At 38.0% G+C, this 18,164-nt stretch carries 18 protein-coding genes; 15 read left to right on the forward strand and 3 right to left on the reverse strand.

Annotation, left to right across the window (positions count from 1 at the left end; translation table 11 throughout):
• The first annotated feature begins 35 nt into the window (after positions 1–35).
• The 8 genes from ACMAZA_RS02330 to ACMAZA_RS02365 all read left to right on the forward strand — a co-directional run bounded on the left by ACMAZA_RS02330 (position 36) and on the right by ACMAZA_RS02365 (position 7,361).
• Entirely contained in the window at positions 36–812 is a 777-nt protein-coding gene (locus ACMAZA_RS02330; protein WP_435189678.1) for an ABC transporter ATP-binding protein, read from the forward strand.
• The gene (locus ACMAZA_RS02335) at positions 812–1,516 is read left to right on the forward strand and encodes an ABC transporter ATP-binding protein (protein WP_435189680.1); all 705 of its coding nucleotides are present in this window, start codon (positions 812–814) and stop codon (positions 1,514–1,516) included. Before ACMAZA_RS02330 ends, ACMAZA_RS02335 begins: the two co-directional genes overlap by 1 nt.
• Positions 1,517–2,548 (forward strand): branched-chain amino acid ABC transporter permease, encoded by a 1,032-nt coding sequence (locus ACMAZA_RS02340; RefSeq protein ID WP_435189681.1) that lies wholly within the window; start codon positions 1,517–1,519, stop codon positions 2,546–2,548.
• A complete protein-coding gene (locus tag ACMAZA_RS02345; protein WP_435189682.1) occupies positions 2,541–3,914 on the forward strand; it encodes a branched-chain amino acid ABC transporter permease in 1,374 nt (457 codons plus the stop codon). Before ACMAZA_RS02340 ends, ACMAZA_RS02345 begins: the two co-directional genes overlap by 8 nt.
• A gap of 172 nt (positions 3,915–4,086) precedes the next feature.
• A complete protein-coding gene (locus ACMAZA_RS02350; protein ID WP_435189684.1) occupies positions 4,087–5,271 on the forward strand; it encodes an ABC transporter substrate-binding protein in 1,185 nt (394 codons plus the stop codon).
• A 135-nt stretch (positions 5,272–5,406) separates the two neighbouring features.
• The gene (locus ACMAZA_RS02355; protein WP_435189686.1) at positions 5,407–5,766 is read left to right on the forward strand and encodes a DUF4282 domain-containing protein; all 360 of its coding nucleotides are present in this window, start codon (positions 5,407–5,409) and stop codon (positions 5,764–5,766) included.
• Between the two features lie 58 nt (positions 5,767–5,824).
• The gene (rarD, locus tag ACMAZA_RS02360) at positions 5,825–6,688 is read left to right on the forward strand and encodes an EamA family transporter RarD (protein WP_435189688.1); all 864 of its coding nucleotides are present in this window, start codon (positions 5,825–5,827) and stop codon (positions 6,686–6,688) included.
• Positions 6,689–6,725: 37 nt separating this feature from the next.
• Positions 6,726–7,361 (forward strand): class I SAM-dependent DNA methyltransferase, encoded by a 636-nt coding sequence (locus ACMAZA_RS02365; RefSeq protein ID WP_435189689.1) that lies wholly within the window; start codon positions 6,726–6,728, stop codon positions 7,359–7,361.
• 32 nt (positions 7,362–7,393) lie between these two features.
• On the opposite strand, the gene ACMAZA_RS02370 is transcribed toward ACMAZA_RS02365, so the two are convergent.
• Both ACMAZA_RS02370 and ACMAZA_RS02375 read right to left on the reverse strand, forming a co-directional pair.
• Positions 7,394–8,257: an NAD(P)-dependent oxidoreductase gene (locus ACMAZA_RS02370; protein ID WP_435189691.1), complete on the reverse strand. Its 864-nt coding sequence runs from the start codon at positions 8,255–8,257 to the stop codon at positions 7,394–7,396.
• Positions 8,258–8,276: 19 nt separating this feature from the next.
• Positions 8,277–9,017 (reverse strand): SDR family oxidoreductase, encoded by a 741-nt coding sequence (locus ACMAZA_RS02375; RefSeq protein ID WP_435189692.1) that lies wholly within the window; start codon positions 9,015–9,017, stop codon positions 8,277–8,279.
• Positions 9,018–9,134: 117 nt separating this feature from the next.
• Here ACMAZA_RS02375 and ACMAZA_RS02380 point away from each other — a divergent pair, with 117 nt between their 5' ends.
• Positions 9,135–9,641, forward strand: coding sequence for an HPP family protein (locus tag ACMAZA_RS02380; protein ID WP_435189694.1), 507 nt, complete (start codon positions 9,135–9,137; stop codon positions 9,639–9,641).
• 6 nt (positions 9,642–9,647) lie between these two features.
• On the opposite strand, the gene ACMAZA_RS02385 is transcribed toward ACMAZA_RS02380, so the two are convergent.
• On the reverse strand, positions 9,648–10,229 hold the full coding sequence (locus ACMAZA_RS02385; RefSeq protein ID WP_435189696.1) for a malonic semialdehyde reductase: 582 nt from the start codon (positions 10,227–10,229) through the stop codon (positions 9,648–9,650).
• Between the two features lie 88 nt (positions 10,230–10,317).
• Between ACMAZA_RS02385 and ACMAZA_RS02390 the strand changes: the two genes are divergently transcribed.
• The 6 genes from ACMAZA_RS02390 to gyrA all read left to right on the forward strand — a co-directional run bounded on the left by ACMAZA_RS02390 (position 10,318) and on the right by gyrA (position 18,045).
• Positions 10,318–10,656, forward strand: a complete 339-nt coding sequence (locus ACMAZA_RS02390; RefSeq protein ID WP_435189698.1) for a histidine triad nucleotide-binding protein — start codon at positions 10,318–10,320, stop codon at positions 10,654–10,656.
• Positions 10,657–10,765: 109 nt separating this feature from the next.
• Positions 10,766–13,009 carry a DNA topoisomerase IV subunit A gene (gene parC, locus ACMAZA_RS02395; protein WP_435189700.1) on the forward strand — a complete coding sequence of 748 codons (2,244 nt, stop codon included), beginning with the start codon at positions 10,766–10,768 and terminating at the stop codon, positions 13,007–13,009.
• A gap of 118 nt (positions 13,010–13,127) precedes the next feature.
• Positions 13,128–13,499 carry a 6-carboxytetrahydropterin synthase QueD gene (queD, locus tag ACMAZA_RS02400; RefSeq protein WP_435189702.1) on the forward strand — a complete coding sequence of 124 codons (372 nt, stop codon included), beginning with the start codon at positions 13,128–13,130 and terminating at the stop codon, positions 13,497–13,499.
• A gap of 3 nt (positions 13,500–13,502) precedes the next feature.
• The gene (gene folE2, locus ACMAZA_RS02405; protein ID WP_435189703.1) at positions 13,503–14,294 is read left to right on the forward strand and encodes a GTP cyclohydrolase FolE2; all 792 of its coding nucleotides are present in this window, start codon (positions 13,503–13,505) and stop codon (positions 14,292–14,294) included.
• Positions 14,295–14,297: 3 nt separating this feature from the next.
• Entirely contained in the window at positions 14,298–15,353 is a 1,056-nt protein-coding gene (locus tag ACMAZA_RS02410) for a 3-deoxy-7-phosphoheptulonate synthase (RefSeq protein WP_435189705.1), read from the forward strand.
• Between the two features lie 106 nt (positions 15,354–15,459).
• Entirely contained in the window at positions 15,460–18,045 is a 2,586-nt protein-coding gene (gyrA, locus tag ACMAZA_RS02415) for a DNA gyrase subunit A (RefSeq protein WP_435189707.1), read from the forward strand.
• Positions 18,046–18,164: the final 119 nt, after the last annotated feature.

Genomic DNA, 18,164 nt, shown 5'->3' on the forward strand with positions numbered 1-18,164 from the left:
CAAGGAGATAAAGGCAACTTAAAGTCTTAAGACTCATGATTACAGTAAAAAACTTATCCAAGCACTTTGGCGGAATCAAGGCTGTAGATGGTGTTGATTTGCATATTGATAGAGGTTCAATAACGGGTTTAGTTGGTCCTAATGGTGCTGGCAAAACGACAATGTTTAACCTGATTGCCGGGCTCTATCAGCCTACCGAGGGTGAAATTATATTGGACGGTGAGGATGTGACAGAGCTTACCTCCCACCAGTTATTCCATAAAGGCTTACTGAGAACATTTCAAATTGCACACGAGTTCCCAACACTCAGTGTCCTTGAAAACTTAATGATGGTTCCAGCTGATCAGCTTGGCGAGAATCTTATAAATACCTGGTTAAAAAGAAAGCAGATCCATGAGGAAGAAAAAGCACTTCAAGCCAAAGCAGAAGAAGTTGTAGATTTTTTGAGCATAAGCCATCTCAAAAATGAGAGAGCAGGGAACCTGTCAGGTGGGCAGAAAAAATTATTGGAGCTAGCTCGCACCATGATGGTTGATGCTAAAGTTGTTCTTCTTGATGAAGTTGGTGCGGGAGTTAACAGGACGCTTTTAAAACAAATTGGAGATGCAATCATAAGGCTTAATGAAGAGAGAGGGTATACGTTTTGCATGATTGAGCACGATATGGATTTTATTTCTAGGCTTTGTGACCCAGTAGTGGTTCTTGCAGAAGGTCAAATTTTAACGACTGGAACTCCAGAAGAAATAAAGAGTAGTGATGCAGTAATTGAAGCCTATCTGGGTAAAGGTATCAAAACTGAGGTAGCTAACTAATGGCGTATCTTGAAGGTAAAAATCTAGTTGCCTCATATGGCGTTGTTCCAATTCTTCATGAGTGCTCTGTTGAAGTAGAAAAGGGTGAGCTTGCAGTTATAGTTGGCCCAAATGGGGCTGGTAAATCAACTGTAATGAGAGTTCTTTTAGGAATGCTTGAAGCAACTTCAGGCTCTGTCACCTTAGATGGCAATGATATTTCTATACTTTCTACTCAGGATAGAATTAGTCAAGGATTGGCATTTGTCCCACAAACAAAAAATGTTTTTCCATCAATGACAGTCGAAGAAAATCTCCAAATGGGAGGTTTTATTAGGAAAGATGATATTAGTAATACTATCAATGACGTCTATGAGCTTTTCCCTATTCTCTTCGAAAAGCGTAAGCAACTGGCTGAACAATTATCTGGTGGCCAAAGACAACAAGTTGCTTTTGGCAGGGCCATGATGACTAAGCCTTCGGTCATGCTTCTAGATGAGCCAACTGCGGGAGTATCGCCCATCGTAATGGATGAGATTTTTTCTAACATACTTGACGTTAAAAATGCAGGTATGGCAGTCTTAATGGTTGAGCAAAATGCTCAACAGGCACTCAATATTGCTGATAAAGGTTTTGTATTAGTATCAGGACGCAATGAACACACCGGAACTGGAAAAGCCCTTATTAATGACAATGAAGTTCGTAAGAAATTTTTAGGAGGGTAAGTGTCTGACTCAGTTGATATTTTGAATGCCCTTGCTTTGATGACGAACTTTGTCATTCTTCCAGCGCTATCTTATGGTTCTCAATTAGCTTTAGGCGCATTAGCTGTTACTCTAGTGTATTCAGTTCTCAGGTTCTCTAATTTTGCTCAAGCTGATAGCATGTCCTTTGGAACAATGATTGTTATTTTATTGAGCTCTTATTTGATCAGCAAAGGTTGGATCATTTCTGGAATTCCTACAGCGCTATTAGTTATTCCATTCGCTGTTATAGGGATGTTTGCCTATCTAATAGCAATGGATAGGTTGGTTTATCAGCATTATCGAAAGATAAAAGCTAAGTCAATTACAATAGTTATGGCATCCATTGGTGTGATGTTTATCACTGGAGGGATTGTAAGATTTATATTGACCGCAAAAGCACAAAAGTTTGCTGATGGTGAGAGGTTTATTTTTTCTGTCAGAGAATTTAAAGCCTTTACAGGAATGCAACAAGGTATTGCTCTTAAAACATCTCAATTTTTAACCATAACCATAGCAATATTGCTAGTTGCATTTGTTTTTTACTTTCTTCAAAAAACTAAAACTGGAAAAGCTATGCGTGCATACTCTGATAATAAGGAGCTGGCACTTTTATCAGGTATTAATCCAGATAAAATGGTTCAAATAACCTGGCTACTTGTTGCCGTCTTGACAACAATTGCTGGAACTCTTTATGGGCTAGATAAGGGGTTTGCTCCTCAGCAATATCATTTACTGTTGTTGCCTATATTTGCCTCAGTTATTGTTGGTGGAATTGGCTCTCCAGTAGGAGCCATTGCAGGGGCTTTTTTAGTTTCATTTTCTGAGGTATTGCTTACTTATGCCTACAAAAAATTTCTAATGTATCTATTGCCATTATCTTTGCATCCTAATTCTTTAGTTCAACTGATCGGAACGGAGTATAAATATGCAATTTCATTTGTTATTTTGGTAATAGTTCTTTTAATTAAACCTACAGGTTTATTTAAAGGTAAGGTGATAGTTGATGAATAGTATTAATAATATTTGGGATTCTTATAAGTCTGTTATAAGTTTTTCTTTGATGGGCCTCATTCTTTTATTTGTAGGTTTTAATCAATCATGGACCTTAGTGCTTGGAATTATAAACTTGTCTTTAATATCTGCAATTATGGCCTTAGGTGTGAATATTCAGTGGGGTTATGCAGGCCTTTTTAATGTTGGAATAATGGGATTTGCAGCATTGGGAGGGGTTAGCGTGGTTCTTATATCTCAGCAGCCTGTTGCAGAAGCAGTTGACGTGGGTGGTCTCAAAATGTTTTTTGCTTTAATTACTGGTATAGCAACCATATTAATAGGAGTTATACTCAATAGAAAAGGTGTAAATAAGTGGATTACAGGTGCTGTTGTAATTGTAGGCTATATTATTGCCAGAAATTTATTCTCTGAGGCATCTAGTCTTATTGAAGACATAAATCCAGGTCTTGAAGGCTATATGGGAGGTTTTGGGCTTCCAGTATGGCTGTCCTGGATTGTAGGTGGTTTAGCCGCAGCTGGAGCAGCATGGTGGATAGGTAAAATTACTTTAAGCTTGAGATCTGATTACCTCGCTATTGCAACCCTTGGTATATCTGAAATCATTATATATGTAGTTAAAAATGAAGACTGGTTTGTAAGGGGTGTTAAGAATGTAGCTGGCCTGCCAAGGCCAGCACCTTATGAGATTGATATGCAAAACTCTGAATGGTTAAGGGGCATTGTTACCTGGTTTAATAGAGCGGACCTTGAGCTATTATCTCAATCTGAGAGGCTTACTCAGCTTGCTGAGCTTATGAAGCCAGCTTCAGTAGTATTTGTTAAGCTCTGCTATTCAAGTATCTTTTTAGCTATTTTGATTGCACTGATTGTACTTTCAAATCTAGCACTTAATTCTCCATGGGGAAGAAAAGTCAGAGCTATTAGGGATAATGAGGTAGCAGCATCTGCAATGGGCAAAAATATAAAGCGTCAACATCTTCAAATATTTGTTCTGGGCTCAGCAATTGTTGGAATAGCTGGAGCTCTTTTAGTAACTTATGACGGTATATTTATACCTACTTCATATCAACCTCTTAGATTTACCTTCCTAATCTGGGTAATGGTTATCGTTGGAGGTTCTGGAAATAACCTAGGCTCTGTATTGGGCGCATTTATTATTTGGTTTATGTGGATACAGTCAGGACCTATAGGTCTTTGGATTGTCGAAATGATTGGAAGTAATATGCAAGAGGGAAGTTCATCATTGGAGTTTATTGAAGATAGAGTTCATTACCTAAGATTAGTATTTATGGGAAGTATTATGCTCGTTATAATGAGATTTTCTCCTGGTGGTATCCTGCCAGAAAAAAATAAGGAACTATAATTTGTTAAATTGAGTCTAAAGGCGATATTGCACTAGGTTTTTCAGCGCTTTTTTTATATTTAATTTACACAACACATATAAAATTGTTTATCATTACCCAAATTCCCATTGGAAATTTGCCAAGTAAGGTTGCTAGGCAAGGGGGAATTCTGTTTTTAAATTAGGAGATAAAATGAAAAATATAAAAAGTATTGCTGGTGTTGCTCTTTTAGCAATGATGGCAACTTCATCTCACGCTGCTAAAAGTGTGACTGTAGGTGAGCTTCAAGGTTTTACGGGTCCACTTGAATCAATGATTGGTGCAATGTCAGGTGGAGCAAACTTGGCAGTGACTGAAGCAAATGCTTCAGGTAGTTTCCTTCAAGGAACAATCAACGTAGTTCAAGGTGATTCAGTATGTATAGATGCAGCGGTAGCAATTGCACAAGCTGAGAAAATGGTCAATGAGGACAACGTAATGGCTATTATGGGCCCTAACTGCTCAGGTAATACAATTGCTGTAATTGAAGGGGTTATTGTACCTAATGGTATTGTCTCAATTTCACCATCAGCTACATCGCCTGCTATTGATGCTTTAGACGACGGAGGTTTTTTCTTTAGAACAGCTGCACCTGACACTAAACAAGGTCCAATGCTTGCAAAAGTTGCAATGGCAAGGGGCCAAACTGATATGGCTGTAACTCACTCAAACAGTGACTATGGAAAGGCTCTAGCAGATGCTTTTGTTGCTGCTTATGAAGAAATGGGTGGAACAGTTACTGTTTTCTCTGCGCATGAAGATGACAAAGCTGATTACTCAGCTGATGTTGCTGCATTGTCTGCAGGTGGCTCAGCTACATTGGCAGTTTTAGGCTATGCAGATACTGGTGGTAGAGGAATTATTGCTGCTTCAGAAGATACTGGTGCATTTACTGATTATATTTTTGGTGATGGTATGATCAGTGAAGTAACAGCAGGTGCTGTTGCAGACGGATCATGGGGTGCTAAGCCTTCGCCGAGCGCAGAGCTTCAAGCTGCTTGGGAAGTGGTTGCTACTGCAGGTGGAGTAGATGGTAAAGGAGTTTACTCTGGTGAATCTTATGATGCCATGGCTCTCATTATTCTTGCTGCACAAGCTGCGGGTTCAACTGATAGAGCCGCAATTCAGGCAGAAGTTATGAATGTAGCAAATGCACCTGGAAATAAGTGCCATGCTGGAAAACTAGGCGAATGTTTGAAAATGATTTCAGGCGGCCTTCCAGTTGATTATGTTGGTGCTACTGGTGTTGAATTGGATGCTGTCGGAACTCCAAACGGTTCATATGCAGAGCAAGAAGTTATTGCTGGTGCATTTACAACAGTAGAAGTCCATAACTAATTTATTTTGAGTTATGTAAAAGCCCATCTTATGATGGGCTTTTTTTTAGCTGCTTAAAAAATAAATCAGTAATTTAGAATTTTATTTTCATTGATACTATAATGTTGGTAGAAGGCGGATTTGAGGATAAAGCAAATGAATAATAACGAAATTATAGAAAGTATTAAAAAAGCTTTTAGAATTACATTGGAAAAGCTAGATAACCATTACATGTTCTATCTTGATGAAATGGTGACACCTAAACTCATTACTTTATTTTATTGGATACTCTTATTCGCCTTTATTACAAAAGGTTTGGGCGATATTTTTCTTGAGGGAGATTTTTGGAGGGGTTTAGTTTGGGTTGTTGGGGGGTCATTAGCCTCAAGAGTTGCTTGCGAGATGGTCGTTATCTTGTTCAGGATAAATGAGAATTTGAATGAGATTAATGAAAAAACGTCAGAAAACGATACGCTTAGTCATACCAGCTTCGAAAAAGATTACTATAAGCATTAAATAATAATCTGACAGTTTTTTAGACTACAATAAAGTCTTTTTCAAAGGCTTAAGCTTTATGAATAAAGGCATTCTGCTTGCTCTTTCAGGCTACCTTATGTGGGGATGCTTCCCAATATACTGGGCACTTCTTAATCATGTTAACCCCTCAGAAGTTTTGCTACACAGAATGTTATGGTCCGTCCCTGTATTGTTTTTTCTGGTTTATTCTAAACCTTCATGGAGGCTCAACTTTAAGGAGTCTTTATCCTCAAGGAAAGAGTTATTATTTTTATTGATAACCGCGATTCTCATTACTATTAATTGGGGAGGCTATATTCTTGCAGTTAATTTAGGCCGAGTCGTTGAAGCTTCTATGGGTTATTTTCTTTCACCTGTTCTAAACATGATTGGCGGGTATTTTTTCTTTCATGAGCGGATTTCAAAATTAAAACAATTAGCCGTTCTCTTTGCAACAGTTGGAGCATTATTTTATGTTTTTAGCGGGGATTCATTCCCATGGCTTGGATTTTTGGTTGGGTTTACATTCTCAGCTTATGGAATTGCAAGAAAAGCAATGTCCTCTTCAGCAGTTCCAGGGCTATACATCGAAACACTTATTTTGCTTCCATTTTTCTTAGTTTTTTCAATATGGTTCTATTCAAACTTTGATGGATCTTTTTTTAATATAGATATTTCTACCAACATTTTATTGTTTCTAGCTGGAGCGGTAACAGTTGTTCCCCTTGCTTTATTTAATGCTGGAGCTAAACTACTTCCTATGACAACGGTTGGTATTTTATTTTTAATAACTCCAACACTTCAATTTTTAGTGGGCTACTATCTTCAAAATGAGGCAGTTAATTCAAATCAATTGATTGGATTTATTGGAGTGTGGATTGGATTAATTATGTATAGTTATGGTCTTATTAAAGATAAGTAAGAAAGATAATTTATTAGCTTAATGTTGGTTTATAGTCATGAAAAATACGAAAAATATGATTTCTAAAATTTATGATACATTACATGCTGCGGACTTAGTTGAGCTGGAGCATATATACAAGAACTGGGCAAAAAAATATGAGAATGACGTAATTAATTTGGCTGGTTATGTGGGCCATTTAATTACCTCAGAGCTTCTTTTAAGCTATCTCAAGGATACTCAAGCGAAGATACTTGATGCTGGATGTGGAACAGGCCTGGTAGGCGAGATACTTAATAAAAATGAGTTTAAAAATTTGATTGGCGTTGATTTCTCTCAAGAAATGCTAAATATTGCAAAGCAAAAAAATGTTTACAAATCTCTTGAATTAGCCGATTTAACAAAAAAACTTGATTATGAGGATAATTTATTTGATGCTGTCATTTGTGCTGGAACTTTTACCTGTGGACATGTAGGTCCAGAAGTTCTTAATGAGATGGTACGAATCACAAAAAATGAGGGTTATATTTGCTTTACTGTAAGAGAACAGGAGTGGGAAGCTGCACCTTATGAGAAAATTATTCAGAGCCTAAAAGTCTCTAATTCATGGTTTGAGGTCGAGCGCCATATCTCAGATTACAATACTCAGGAAGGCACAAACTGTCAATTATGTTTATTTCAAGTAACTAAATAGTTTGAATTCAGTTAATTAGATTTAAGATAAATCTATGTATTCTCAAGTCGAGCACTTAAAAATGAGTTTTGCATCCCAGCATTTACTGCATTTTTATAAATTTCTAAAAATATTTCATTTATAGCATAAGCATCAGGCTGGTTTTTCAAAAGATCCGATATATATTCCATATCTTTAACCGTATTAGCAATAGTAAAAACATAACCATCATGCGAACCTGAAATTGCCTTGGGTGCTATTCGATCTAGGCTCATTGAGTGTCCAGAACCTTGTGATGCTAGTTTATAAAATTTCTCCCAGTCAACTCCAAGGCTATTTGCAGCTTTCATTGCCTCAACAACTAAAGTTGCAGTACCTAGTGCTAAAAAGTTAGATACGAGTTTAGTTTTTGCTCCCATTCCTAACTCACCGAGCCACTCAATTTCAGCACAACAAGGTTTAAGAATATTACTAGCAATTTTAAAATCAGCCTCATCACATCCAACTATTGCTCCTAGCATAGCATCCCATGACTGTTTTTGACCACCCGTTAGAGGAGATTCAACATACTTTAGTTTTGCTTTTTTTGCGTTTTTGCCCAATCTCTCAACGGATACTAAATCATTCGTTGTACAGTCAATAATTAGAGTTTCTGGAGGCAGTAAGGGAAATAACTCATCACATACTGAGACTGCAATTTTTGAACTTGGAAGACATAAAATAAAACAATTACAGCAAATTGCCATATCAGATAATGACGCCATCTCTTTTGCACCTAGTGTCACAAGCGCCTCTATAGGGCTCCTATTTTTATTAGCAATAATACTTACCTCATTGCCGGCTTTAAGTAGATTTTGAACCATACCTTGGCCCATAATTCCAGCACCAATGAATCCAATTTTATTTTTTTTATCCATTTCTTGCATGATATTTTTACTAAAGACTCCATCCGCCATCTACAATCTGAAAGGTTCCTGTAGTGAATTTTGAGTCATCACTTGCAAGGTGAATCAGAATGCCTGTAACCTCTTCTGCAGAAGCAAATCTACCAATTGGTTGACGGGCTAAAAACTCTTTTCTTGATGTTTCATAGTCTCCAGTATCATGCATTCTTTGTTCTATAGAAGGTGTTAATATTGTCCCTGGGCAGAGTGCATTGCATCTTATACCCTTACTAACATAATCAGCAGCTACAGCACGTGTAAGTCCGAGAATAGCAGCCTTTGTGGAGCCATAAAGGCAGCGATTAGGAGCTCCCTTAATTGATGAGGCAACAGATGCCATATTGATAATAGAACCATCCTTTTTTTCTAGCATTCCAGGCAAGTAGGCTCTTATAAGACGGAATTGGGATCTAACATTTAATGTATAGGAAAAGTCCCAATCATCATCAGACATATCCAAAATAGTGCCATTATGCACAAACCCTGCGCAATTAAATAAGGTAGTCAAAGGTCCAGTTATTTCTGGAGCTTTAGCAATTGCATCTGGATCCATAACATCTAACTCAAAAGTTTCAATTTCTCGATTCTCTGCAGATAGAGTTTCTAAAGTATCTAAATTTATGTCTGTCGCAAAAACCTTAGCACCTTCATTAGCCATAGCGATTGCAGCAGCGCGTCCCATACCTTGTCCAGCAGCTGTTATCAATACTTTTTTACCCATCAACCTTTCCATCAGATTAACTCCTTTACAATGTTAGTTTGAATTTTCATTTAACATTATAAGTACTATTTGATTTTTATTGAAGTTACTAAGTAATATATAATTTGTTTTTTTCTAACAGGCTCGATTATGTCTTATCTAACAAAGCTTAAAGGTTCGCCGGCATCCATCCCACCAAGACCCTCCTTGAAAGACTTAGGATTTATATCTTTAGGCGCTTTTTTTGCTGCATGTGTCATTGGTTATTTGGCATATCTCACTAATCAGCCAATTATTATGGGTTCGTTTGGAGCATCAATTTTTGTTTTATTTGTGCTTCCTGAATCACCCTTTGCCCAACCAAGAAATGTAATTTTAGGCCATCTATTAACAACTTTTATTGGCCTTTTTTTCTATCATTTAGTGGGTTCAGACTGGTGGAGTATGGCCCTAGCATTGGCAATTGCTATTGCAGCAATGCAATACCTTAGAGTCCCTCACCCTCCAGCAGGCTCAAATCCTTTTATCGTTTTTTTACTTGGCTCTAAATGGGACTTCTTATGGATGCCCACTCTTATAGGTTCAATATTAATAGTATTGGTGGCATTGTTTTACAACAACTTAGCAAATGATCGAAGTTATCCAAAGTATTGGTAATCTAAATTATATAACCGTGCATGCTTGATTAAATTCAAGTCTTGGAGCTCTATCATAAAGCTTTGAACTATCCCCATAGCCAATTCCACAAATAAACATGGACTTATATTTACCGTCTGGAAAGAATTCTTGGTTGAGTTTTTCTTTGTTAAACCCAAGCATGGGGCAGCAGTCTAAACCAATAGAGCGTGACGCCATCATGAAGTACGCACCCTGAAGAGCAGAATTAAACTCAGCAGTGTTTTTTATTTTGTTTTCTTTTCCGATAAATCCTGCTTTGGCATCATTATGGGGAGAAAGGATAGATAAAGACTCATAAAACTCTGTGTCATAGCTAATAATAACCACATATGGAGCATTCATTGACTTATCGATATTGCCTTTATCTAGGGTCGGCATTAATCGTTCTTTTGCTTCATCACTTTTAATAAAAGTAAACCTAGCTGGACAGCAATTACCAGAGGTTGGTGCGAACTTTAATAGATTATAGATTTGATCAATTTGATCTTCAGTTACTTCTTTATTAAGCCAGGATTTGTGACTTCTTGCTTTAGTAAAAAGTATTGCGAGATTTGCATCAGAAAGCATTTTTTATTCCTTGTTCTTAAACTAGAGCTCATTATAAGTTCTAGTAGAATGTGTTAATATTAGTTTTTGAAAGATATAAAATCAATTTATGAAAAACTGTATTTTTTGTTCAATCATTAAGGGTGACATATCAGCAGAGATACTCTACTCAGATGATAGGGTATTGGCTTTCACGGATGTAAATGCCCAAGCACCCGAGCATTTCCTAGTGATACCTAAAGAGCACATTGCAACAGCAAATGATGCCACCGATGAGTCTCTCATGGGGAGTTTGTCAATTACAGCTGCTAAGGTTGCTAAAGAGCGCGGATTTGCAGAGAAAGGATACAGACTTGTAATGAATTGCAATAATGATGGCGGGCAGACTGTCTCTCATATTCATTTGCATTGCCTAGGTGGCAGGCAAATGACTTGGCCTCCGGGTTAATTCTTTCCAGATTTGATGGAATTAATCTTAACTGACTAGGTAGTTCAATTAAAATGTTATCCATTCAAAATAATTTTGAATTCTGTATTAATTTTTATTTAGGAAAAGAATGAGCCAAAACGGCATTGAGCAACAAAGCGTTGGGGATTATAGTGAGCGCGCTTACCTTGATTACTCAATGTATGTCATTCTTGATCGTGCACTGCCTTTTGTTGGAGATGGTCTTAAACCAGTTCAGAGAAGAATCATCTATGCGATGAGTGAGCTTGGCCTAAAGTCAACTGCAAAATTCAAAAAATCTGCCAGAACAGTAGGAGACGTCCTAGGTAAATTTCATCCTCATGGCGACAGCGCATGCTACGAAGCGATGGTGCTCATGGCACAACCCTTTTCGTATAGATATCCATTTATTGATGGCCAGGGTAATTGGGGCGCTCCAGATGATCCAAAATCTTTCGCAGCAATGCGTTACACTGAGTCAAAATTATCGCCGTATGCTGATCTACTTTTAAGCGAAATTAATCAGGGCACAGTTGACTGGATAGATAATTTTGATGGAACAATCAAAGAGCCACAGCACTTGCCAGCCCAAGTCCCTAATCTCTTGCTTAACGGAACTTCAGGAATTGCTGTTGGTATGGCAACAGATATGCCACCTCACAACCTCATCGAGGTTATTAGTGCATGCATTCAACTTCTCGAAAAGCCATCCACTGATTTGGAGAGTTTATTAAAAATTTTGCCAGCGCCTGACTATCCAACAAATGCCTTCATTGTGAGTTCAAGAGAAGAGCTCTATCAAATGTATGAGACTGGAAATGGATCAGTCAAAATGAGAGCTAGCTATGTTAAAGAGGATGGTGAAATAGTAATAGAGGCTCTGCCTTATCAAACTTCGGGAGCTAAAGTCATTGCGCAAATTGCGACCCAAATGCGTAATAAAAAGCTGCCATTGGTGGACGACCTGAGGGATGAGTCTGATCATGAAAATCCTACACGTATCGTTATAGTTCCAAGGTCGAACCGAGTTGATTGTGATCAGCTAATGCTGCATTTATTTGCAACGACAGATCTTGAGAAAAATTATCGTGTGAACATGAATGTCATTGGACTTGATGGTAAGCCTCAAGTCAAACCGCTCATACCTTTACTTAAAGAATGGCTACAATTTAGAATGCAGGTCGTTGTCAATAGGCTCAATTCTAGGCTAAATAAAATTGTTGATAGGTTGCATATTCTTGATGGACTTCTTATCGCATATCTAAATATTGATGAAGTTATTGCAATTATTAGAAGTGAAGAAAAACCAAAACCTGTCCTTATCAAAAAGTTCAAAATTAGTGAAATCCAAGCTGAAGCTATCTTAGAGCTTAAGTTACGCCATTTAGCTAAACTTGAGGAAATCAAAATAAAGACTGAGGCAGATGAACTTGATAAAGAGCGTAAGTCAATTGAACTTCTGCTTTCAAGTGAGGCAAGACTGAAAACTTTTATCAAAAAAGAACTCAGAGTGATTCTTGAAGAGTTTGGTGACAAGAGGCGCTGTCAAATAGTTTCAGATGTAGTTTCAGCTCAGGCTTTTAATGATGAAGATATGATGCCAGCAGAAAATGTTACAGTTGTGCTCAGTGAAAAGGGTTGGGTAAAGGCAGCTAAGGGGCACGATATCGATTCCTCTGCTCTAAACTATAAGTCTGGTGATGCCTTCTTGAAGGATGCTAAAGGCAGAAGCAACAAGATGGCAATCTTCTTAGATTCGACTGGAAGATCTTATACATTGATAGCTAACTCACTTCCAAGTGCCAGAGGCCAAGGTGAGCCTTTAACAGGAAGATTAACTCCACCCATTGGTGCTGAGTTTATTGATGTGGTAATGGGGGAAGATGATCAGCCTATCATTCTCTCATCAGATGCTGGTTATGGATTTATTTCATCATTAGGCAATCTCCAATCTAAAACTAAGTCTGGAAAGCATGCCATAACTTTGTCAAAGCAAGCTAAAACAATGCGTGTGACGAAAGTTGATGATGTAGATGAAGACTTTTTGGCTGTAGTGACAAACAGGGCTAGGTTATTAATTTTTCCAGTGTCTGAGCTTCCTCAGCTTTCAAAGGGTAAAGGCAATAAACTTATACAGATTAAGAGTGATGATTTTATTAATCGCGAAGAGTTTCTAATTGGCCTTTGTACTATTAAAAGTCATCAAAAATTAAGGGTAGAGTATGGGAATGGGAAAAAGCATAAAACATACTCCTTTGAGGATTTAGTAAACTTTACAAGTCATAGGGCAAGAAAGGGCTTAACGATTCCTGGAGTTCATGGTAAGGCTCTGGGTATTGACGCAATTGACTAAATCTCCATTCTAGGAACTCATTTTCTTCTTTAATTCGCTCAATTCTCACAATAATTGTAGGTGGTATAGTAAGATTTAAGCAGGTATAATGCCGCTTTTTTTATCAATTTTTCCGAAAATGTTCGTACTAAAAATTGTTACTGACTTTGCATCTGCTCATTCATTGAGAAATTATTCTGGTGACTGTGCCAGGCTCCATGGCCATAATTGGCAGGTGGAAGTATCTGTATCCTCTAATGTTTTAGATGATAACGGTATAGCAATTGATTTTCGCGAAATAAAGAAACAAACGAAGCTGGTGATCAAAAGATTAGATCATCAATATTTGAATGAAATAAAGCCATTTGATGTTCTCAACCCAACTGCTGAAAATATTGCTAAGTATTTTTTTGATGAGGTTGGTTTGCTTATTAATAATGAGGATATCAAGGTCAAAGAAGTCTTGATCTGGGAAACTCCCAGATCTGCTGTTACCTACTCGGAACAATAAAATATGAAAAATACACTATTACCAGACACTCAAAATACAAAAGATTTACGTAATATCGTGATCAATCAGGTTGGAATCAAAGATATTTTGCATCCAATCAACTTTGTGAATAGAGATAACGAATCTCACCCCTCGGTTGCAAACTTTACGATGACCGTTCGACTTCCTGAGAATGTCAAAGGAACTCATATGTCCAGGTTTATTGAGATTTTGAATGACAATGAGTGCAGTTTCGGAATTGATAATTTCATGGGCCTTGTACAAACAGTTGCTGATAAACTTGACTCTAATGATGCTCAGATCATTGTTGACTTTCCTTTTTTTCGCAATAAAAAGGCACCATCCTCTGGTGTTGAAAGCCTGCTCGATTACAAGGCAACATTGACTGGAAGTTTGAGTGATGGGAAGCCAGATTTGACGGTTAAAGTTGTTGTGCCTGTCACAAGCCTCTGTCCTTGCTCTAAAAGCATCTCTAAATATGGAGCTCATAACCAAAGATCTCACATTACAATAGAAGCAAAAGCATCAGTTGGAGCAACCATCTATCTGGAAGACTTAATTGACTTGGCAGAGCAAAAAGCATCGAGTGAGCTTTATGCAATTTTAAAACGCGATGATGAAAAGGTTGTTACTGAGAGGGCTTATGAAAATCCTGCATTTGTAGAAGACATTGTGAGAGATATTGCAGTTGAGTTGAATGCAGACAAAAAAGTTAAGTATTATTGCCTTGAATCAGAAAATTTTGAGTCTATTCATAATCATTCTGCGTATGCACTAATAACGAATCAAAAGTAAGTTATGCAACATAATACTGATAACGTAAGAATTATTTCAAGTGCACCTATGGTGTCACCTAATACACTTATCGATAAGCTGCCATTATCTGAAAAGGCAGCCTCAGGTGTTGTTAGTTCAAGAAACACAATTAAGAATATTCTCTATGGAAATGACAATCGGCTGATGGTTTTGGTAGGTCCTTGCTCGATTCATGATACTAAGGCTGCAATGGAGTATGCAAAGAAGCTCTTAAAGCTAAAAGAAGAGTTGTCCGAGCATTTATTTATTGTGATGAGAGTCTATTTTGAAAAACCAAGAACGACTGTTGGTTGGAAAGGGTTAATCAATGATCCGTACTTAGATGAAAGTTTTGATATTGATAAGGGCCTTGAGACTGCAAGAAAACTTTTGGTTGATTTAGGTGAAATTTCTATGCCAGTGGGCGTTGAGTATTTGGATGTATTGACGCCACAGTACTTGTCAGACCTAATTTCTTGGGGTGCTATTGGTGCTAGAACTACTGAAAGCCAATCGCATAGAGAGCTTGCCTCAGCATTATCTTGCCCGGTAGGTTTTAAGAACGGTACGGGCGGCTCTCTTGAAATTGCTATTGATGCTATTCAATCAGCAAATAGTCCTCATCATCTATTATCGGTAAACAAGGACGGCGGAATAAGTCACTTTACTTCTCTTGGTAACGATACTGCCCACATTATCCTTAGGGGCGGTAAGGATGGTCCAAATTACTCTAAAGAGCATGTTGAGGCGACCTGTGAAAAATTAAAGGCTAAAGGTCTCGTATCAAGAGTGATGGTTGACTTCTCGCATGCAAACTCTGAAAAGCAATTTAAAAACCAATTGAAGGTTGGCGATAACATTGCAAGTCAGATAGAAAATGGCTCTGACTCTGTCTTTGGAGTGATGATTGAATCTCATTTAAATGAGGGAAATCAGAAGGTTGGGCCTCTATCCTCTCTCCAGTATGGTGTTAGCATAACGGATAGTTGTATTGGTTGGGATGACACAGAACAGCTTTTAAAGGACCTTGCTGAATCAGTAAAAAAACGCAACTCTTAGAGTCTCCTCTTAATCCATTTTTTTCTCATAAAAATAGCCATTTTTTGGTGTGTTTTTTGCTCATCTAGGGTACAATAAAATTTACTTATTTATTTAGGTTTATTCTATGTCTGACGATATCGATTCTAACGAAATTCTTGAGCAAAAATTCCCAATTATTACAATAGAAGATGAGATGCGTGACTCCTATTTGGAGTACGCGATGAGTGTTATTGTTGGAAGGGCACTTCCTGATGTTAGGGATGGCTTGAAGCCAGTTCATCGAAGGGTCTTGTACGCCATGGATGTGCTTGGCAATGACTATAATAAATCTTACAAAAAATCTGCTCGAATTGTTGGTGATGTGATTGGTAAGTACCACCCTCATGGCGACACTGCCGTCTATGACACGATTGTAAGAATGGCTCAGCCATTTGCTATGAGAAATATATTGGTCGATGGTCAGGGTAATTTTGGCTCTGTTGATGGCGATCGGGCCGCCGCCATGAGATATACCGAAATTCGTATGACTAAACTGTCGCATGAACTTCTGCGCGATCTTGATAAAGAGACAGTTGATTTTATTGATAACTATGACGGCTCTGAAAGTGAACCCTCAGTCCTGCCGACCCGTGTTCCTAATTTACTAATTAATGGCTCTTCAGGAATAGCTGTTGGAATGGCAACCAATATTCCAACTCATAATCTTACTGAGGTTGCAGAGGCTTGTTTAAGAGTCATTGACAATGAAGACATTTCGGTAGATGAATTATTAGAAGTACTACCTGGCCCAGATTTTCCAACGGCAGGAATAATCAATGGTGCAAGCGGAATTCGTGAAGCTTACGAGACTGGCAAAGGAAAGATATATCTTCGCTCAAGATCTCACGTTGAGGGTGAAGACAAGTTAAGTATTGTTGTTACTGAGCTTCCTTACCAAGTAAATAAGGCTAGACTAATTAGCAAAATTGCTGAGCTTGTAAAAGATAAGAAGATTGATGGAATTACTGGACTTCGAGACGAATCAGACAAAGATGGTATGAGGATGGTCATAGAGCTTCGCCGTGGTGAGGTTCCTGAGGTTATGCTTAACAACCTTTATAAACTCACTGAGATGCAAACAGTTTTCGGAATCAACATGGTCGCTATTGACCATGGAATGCCAAAACTAATGAATCTTAAATCCGTTTTAAACGCATTCATAGCTCACAGAAGAGAGGTGGTAACTAGGCGCTCTATCTATGAACTTAATAAAGCAAAGGACCGTGCCCATCTTTTAGAGGGTTTGTCGGTCGCCTTATTCAACATTGATGAGATTATTGAACTTATAAAAGCGGCGCCAAATCCTAGTGATGCAAAGGATGGTTTAGTCTCAAGAACTTGGCAAGGATCTGTCATTAAAGAGCTGATTGGCGACAGAGATATGGCGCAGTTTAAGCCTCAGGGTCTAGATCCTACTCTTGGCCTTCAAAAAAATGGAGATTATCAATTATCAGAGAAGCAGGCCCAAGCTATTCTTGATTTAAAGCTTCACAGATTAACTGGGCTTGAAAAAGATAAAATCTTTAATGAGTTTAATGAGTTGTTAGAGCAAATTAAGAGCTTGCTTGATATTTTGCAGACTCCTGATCTTTTGATGGACGTGATTCGAAATGAAATTATTGAAATCCGAGATAATTTTGGCTCATCAAGAATGACTGAGATTTTAGAAAGCAAGATCGATCTCACTTTAGAGGATTTAATTGCTCAAGAAGATAGAGTAGTTACTCTTTCTCATGGTGGATATGTCAAGGCTCAATCTTTAAGTGATTATCACGCACAAAGAAGAGGTGGAAAGGGTAAGGCTGCTACTAAGATGAAGGATGAAGATTTTGTTGACCAATTGTTTGTTGCTAATTCTCATGATACTGTGCTTTGTTTCTCATCATCTGGAAAGGTGCACTGGCTCAAAGTCTATGAGTTGCCAATGGCTTCAAGGATTTCAAGAGGAAAGCCAATTATTAATTTATTGCCACTTGAAAAGGATGAATCCATTAATGCAATACTGCCTGTAAAAGAGTTTACAGACGATCAATTCGTCTTTATGGTAACAAGCTCTGGAACTTGCAAGAAAACCTCTCTTACAAACTTTTCAAGACCAAGAAAGGGCGGCATCATTGCTATTGAGCTGAGGGATGACGACAAACTTGTCGGAGTTGAGATTACAGCGGGTCAGCACGATATACTTCTATTCTCTTCAGCTGGCAAGTCAATTCGATTCAGAGAATCTGACGTTCGATCGGTTGGAAGAACGGCAATCGGTGTCAGAGGCATTAGGCTAGCAGACAAAGATAGAGTTGTTTCTCTTATTGTTGCCGAGTCAGATGATCCAATTCTTACTGCTACTGAAAAAGGATACGGCAAGAGAACTCAGTTGGATGAATATCGCGCGCAGGCAAGAGGTGGGTCTGGTGTCATTTCAATTAAGACATCAGATAGGAATGGACAAGTTGTTGGCGCTATCCAGGTCACCGATGAAGATGAAATGATGCTCATTTCAGATAAAGGAACGCTTGTAAGAGCAAGGGCGTCTGACGTCTCAATTATCGGACGAAATACTCAAGGAGTTACTTTAATCAACATTGCTGATGATGAGGCTTTAGTATCTGTAGCTAAAATAGCTGAAACTGAGGATGATGATAGCGAAGAAGTTAGTGAGTCATCTGAAGAGTAATATCTCGCTGCACTTGCTATTTCATAGTTCAATTTAATCTTTATTTTGATTTTTATTTGTTTTTTAGAGTTATAAGTCCCTGTAAATTGGATGAAAAAAAGGATGGCAATGCCATCCTT

This window comes from Pseudothioglobus sp. nBUS_23 (assembly GCF_051201565.1).
GTDB lineage: Bacteria > Pseudomonadota > Gammaproteobacteria > PS1 > Pseudothioglobaceae > Pseudothioglobus.

What these genes read in the sequence shown, in the direction of transcription:
- ACMAZA_RS02330 (WP_435189678.1), top strand. Translation starts at nt 36, where the DNA reads ATGATTACAGTAAAAAACTTATCCAAGCACTTTGGCGGAATCAAGGCT.
- ACMAZA_RS02335 (WP_435189680.1), top strand. Translation starts at nt 812, where the DNA reads ATGGCGTATCTTGAAGGTAAAAATCTAGTTGCCTCATATGGCGTTGTT.
- ACMAZA_RS02345 (WP_435189682.1), top strand. Translation starts at nt 2,541, where the DNA reads ATGAATAGTATTAATAATATTTGGGATTCTTATAAGTCTGTTATAAGT.
- ACMAZA_RS02350 (WP_435189684.1), top strand. Translation starts at nt 4,087, where the DNA reads ATGAAAAATATAAAAAGTATTGCTGGTGTTGCTCTTTTAGCAATGATG.
- ACMAZA_RS02355 (WP_435189686.1), top strand. Translation starts at nt 5,407, where the DNA reads ATGAATAATAACGAAATTATAGAAAGTATTAAAAAAGCTTTTAGAATT.
- rarD (WP_435189688.1), top strand. Translation starts at nt 5,825, where the DNA reads ATGAATAAAGGCATTCTGCTTGCTCTTTCAGGCTACCTTATGTGGGGA.
- ACMAZA_RS02365 (WP_435189689.1), top strand. Translation starts at nt 6,726, where the DNA reads ATGAAAAATACGAAAAATATGATTTCTAAAATTTATGATACATTACAT.
- ACMAZA_RS02370 (WP_435189691.1), bottom strand. Translation starts at nt 8,257, where the DNA reads ATGGATAAAAAAAATAAAATTGGATTCATTGGTGCTGGAATTATGGGC.
- ACMAZA_RS02375 (WP_435189692.1), bottom strand. Translation starts at nt 9,017, where the DNA reads ATGGAAAGGTTGATGGGTAAAAAAGTATTGATAACAGCTGCTGGACAA.
- ACMAZA_RS02380 (WP_435189694.1), top strand. Translation starts at nt 9,135, where the DNA reads ATGTCTTATCTAACAAAGCTTAAAGGTTCGCCGGCATCCATCCCACCA.
- ACMAZA_RS02385 (WP_435189696.1), bottom strand. Translation starts at nt 10,229, where the DNA reads ATGCTTTCTGATGCAAATCTCGCAATACTTTTTACTAAAGCAAGAAGT.
- ACMAZA_RS02390 (WP_435189698.1), top strand. Translation starts at nt 10,318, where the DNA reads ATGAAAAACTGTATTTTTTGTTCAATCATTAAGGGTGACATATCAGCA.
- parC (WP_435189700.1), top strand. Translation starts at nt 10,766, where the DNA reads ATGAGCCAAAACGGCATTGAGCAACAAAGCGTTGGGGATTATAGTGAG.
- queD (WP_435189702.1), top strand. Translation starts at nt 13,128, where the DNA reads ATGTTCGTACTAAAAATTGTTACTGACTTTGCATCTGCTCATTCATTG.
- folE2 (WP_435189703.1), top strand. Translation starts at nt 13,503, where the DNA reads ATGAAAAATACACTATTACCAGACACTCAAAATACAAAAGATTTACGT.
- ACMAZA_RS02410 (WP_435189705.1), top strand. Translation starts at nt 14,298, where the DNA reads ATGCAACATAATACTGATAACGTAAGAATTATTTCAAGTGCACCTATG.
- gyrA (WP_435189707.1), top strand. Translation starts at nt 15,460, where the DNA reads ATGTCTGACGATATCGATTCTAACGAAATTCTTGAGCAAAAATTCCCA.